General features: G+C 35.6%; 3 protein-coding genes. All 3 read right to left on the reverse strand.

What is annotated here, in order from left to right; all coding sequences use genetic code 11:
- On the reverse strand, window positions 1–707 hold a 707-nt coding region (locus tag ABY905_RS15245), incomplete at its 3' end, for an acyl transferase (RefSeq protein WP_372645413.1).
- Window positions 708–941: 234 nt separating this feature from the next.
- Window positions 942–2,129: a phosphoglycerate kinase gene (locus tag ABY905_RS15250; protein ID WP_372645415.1), complete on the reverse strand. Its 1,188-nt coding sequence runs from the start codon at window positions 2,127–2,129 to the stop codon at window positions 942–944.
- Between the two features lie 180 nt (window positions 2,130–2,309).
- Window positions 2,310–3,423: DNA alkylation repair protein (locus ABY905_RS15255; protein WP_372645417.1), on the reverse strand; the 1,114-nt coding region annotated here is incomplete at its 5' end.

The raw sequence follows: 3,423 nt of genomic DNA on the forward strand, positions 1-3,423 counted from the left end.
CCATATTCCGAGTGGATTTTATTTACACCCAAACGTGACGTAAAGATTGCATGTAATTCTTCACGAGTCATTTCCTTACGACGGCCTTTCATCCCTCCGGTTTCCATCACAATAACATCACCTAAATCGAGCTGATGGTTTTCTGCAAGTTCGAGCAATGCAAAGCTTACACCCAATAGCAATACCTTTTGATTTTGTGATTTTAAGTCTGTAAGATTAGCAATCAGTTCCTCATGATTATTCAAATAGAATCCTGATTTAGGATGTCCACTATCTTTAATCAACTTCTCCATCATATAGATAAGTGAGGAGCCCTCTCGTTCCAAATAAGAAGGGAGAAGTGCCAGAATGCAATAATCTTTTACTGGACCGTAAAAAGCCTCAAATCCTTTCGTAAAGCTATCTTCATAAATTCCAAGGTCTGGCACATAATGACGAGAGGTTAATTTCCCTGTTGTACCACTGCTGGTAAAAACAGCTTTGGCTTCTTCAGTCGAGGAACTTACTTTATGAGACTTAAAAAACTCAATTGGCAAAAAGGGTATTTTCTCAAGACAATCCACAGAGTTTACATCAATATTCAGCAGTTCAATATATCGAGCGTAAACTGAATTATTGGATGCTTGAAAACGAAATATCTTAAGAGCCATTTGTATAAACTCCTCTTCTGATTGTATGTTGAATATCTGTTGTTTTAAATCTGTCATATCTAATCTCAATATCATTTGGAAAAAATTAACCGCCAAGAGTGCTAAGTTTTCACAAAGTACGCGTAGGAAAAATCATCTTTGTAAAGATAGTTGATTCTTTAATTATAATTATTCATCCGTATTAGATCATAAAAGAAAAGCCACGAACTCACCAATTTTAAAAATTCGTGCGTTCGTGGCTAATATATGTAAATTCAAATATCAGAGCTGAGAATCATCTCAAATCTATTCCTATCCTTTAATAGCTTTTACACCAGGTAGTTCTTTACCTTCGATGTACTCCAAAAGAGCTCCACCACCAGTTGATACGTAGCTTACTTTATCAGCTAAACCATATTTATTGATTGCTGCAACTGAATCACCACCTCCAATTAATGAGAAAGCACCTTTTTCAGTAGCTGTTACAATGGCATCAGCAATTGCTTTAGTTCCTTTAGCGAAAGTATCCATCTCGAATACGCCTACAGGACCATTCCAAAGAATTGTTTTAGATTCTTCGATCACTTTTTTGAAGCTCTCAATAGTATCTTCAGCAACATCTAATCCCATCCAACCATCAGGAATTGCGTTAACATCACAAACTTGAGTGTTGGCATCGTTAGAGAAATCGTCAGCGATTAATGCATCAGAAGCAAGGTGAAGTTTCACATTGTTTTCTTTAGCTTTCTTAAGAATCTCTCTTGCAGTTTCCAATTTATCGTCTTCAACCAATGAGTTTCCAATTGTTCCACCCATCGCTTTCACGAAAGTGTAAGTCATACCACCACCAATGATCAGGTGATCAACCTGTGACATTAAAGTCTGGATGATTTCGATCTTAGAAGAAACTTTAGCACCACCCATAATCGCAGTTAATGGACGCTTAGTATCTTTCAATACCTTATCAACACTTGATAGTTCGCCTTCCATTACATATCCGAACATTTTAGCTTCTGGGAAAAATTTAGCAATAACTGCAGTAGAAGCGTGTGCACGGTGAGCTGTACCGAATGCGTCGTTAATCCAAAGGTCAGCTAAATCAGCTAATTTCTTAGCGAATGCCTCATCACCTTTTTTCTCTTCATCGTAATAACGAAGGTTTTCAAGTAAAAGAACTTCACCTGGCTTCAATTCTGCAGCCATTGTTCTTGCACTCTCACCAATACAATCATCAGCAAATTTTACTTCAACACCAATCGATTTAGACAAGTGAGCAACAATGTGCTTTAACGAAAATTTCTCGTCTTTTCCTTTTGGACGACCAAGATGAGACATCAAAATACATGAACCATTACCCTCTAATACTTTCTTGATAGTAGGCAATGCTGCACGAATACGAGTATCATCAGTAATTTCGAATTGCTCGTTCAAAGGCACATTAAAGTCTACACGGATAATAGCCTTCTTATCTGAAAAATTGTATGAATCAATAGTTTGCATGATATAATTATATTTAGTTTTTTTTCTGCAAAACAAAGTTACATTATTATCTTTTCTGCAACAAAGAATGATCAATATATAAACTCAACTACCTGTAAAAGAATTAAATAAAACTGTATTATGTATCATCCTGAAACGATTGCATAAAGTTCTCTTTTTTAGAATTTTAGTCCTAAAACGTCATTTTTTCAATTTAAATTCCAGCTTGGAATATCTTTTTCCATTGACCTGAATTTCTATTTCGTGTAAACCCTGATAATATTTACGAGTCGAGATGGCTTTAAAAGAAAGTTTCTTCTTAAAACTTAATCTCCCCTCTGCTGGCAATTTCTTCTTTGACAATTTAAAAACCTTGGGTGCCGTTTTTCCATTAGCTTTCATGTAATGCACAATAAAATCAATCATCAAATTCTGTTCTTCAGAGGCTTGGGAAACAAGATTAAAAGAAAACTCAATTTCATCCCCCATTTCGCATTCCTCTTTGTTCAAAATCAGATTATCAACTGATATTTGAACATCCGTTGGATATCCTAATAAGTCCAGAGCTTCAGGCAAGCCTTGCTTTAATAGGGTACGCGAAGCATGAGAAATGATCCATTGTGTCCCTTTATCATTTATAGATTTCCATCTTTTGAGTGTTTTCACAACCAATTGAGGATGATCTTTTGCAATATCATTCAGATTATTGGCAACGGATCGTCTGACATAAAGTTCCGGGTCTTGCTTCAATTCCTCTAACAGATCCAAAACAGGCTTAGGATTATCTATAAACTCACGAAGAACTGATGACCAGGGTAACCTTGGTCTTATTCCTTCTGAAACCAATCTTCTGACATGTACATTCTCATCTGCGGACCATTTATATAGGTATTCGAAAGTCTGCTGTGGATATTTACGTATAAAAGGTCGAATCGCATCTTCAGAGGTAAATCGCTTCGTAATTTCGATTAAGGCATTCATCGAAACATCAAAATCTTCCTTTTCAAGGCCATATATAGAAACATATTTAGCAATCGGCATAAAATAGAAACCTTCAAAACCTCTCATTTCAGACGTTTCTATAACTTGATCAAAAGTAGATAAAAGTAGATTTATTGCTTTAGCATATTCAATAGGTAAATGCGTATAAAGAGTTTCACAAATTAAGGCCGATCGTTCCGATAAGCTTAAAGATTCTAATTTTGGAGCAATGTTCTTATAAAATGAATCCTCATCAAACTCAGATGAAACACCTTTAATTTTTTGCCCCATTCGAGCAACAAGATTCGGATTGAAAACATCCTTAAACAAAAAA

The sequence above is a fragment of the Ancylomarina sp. genome, assembly GCF_041555295.1.
GTDB lineage: Bacteria > Bacteroidota > Bacteroidia > Bacteroidales > Marinifilaceae > Ancylomarina.

What these genes read in the sequence shown, in the direction of transcription:
- ABY905_RS15250 (WP_372645415.1), bottom strand. Translation starts at nt 2,129, where the DNA reads ATGCAAACTATTGATTCATACAATTTTTCAGATAAGAAGGCTATTATC.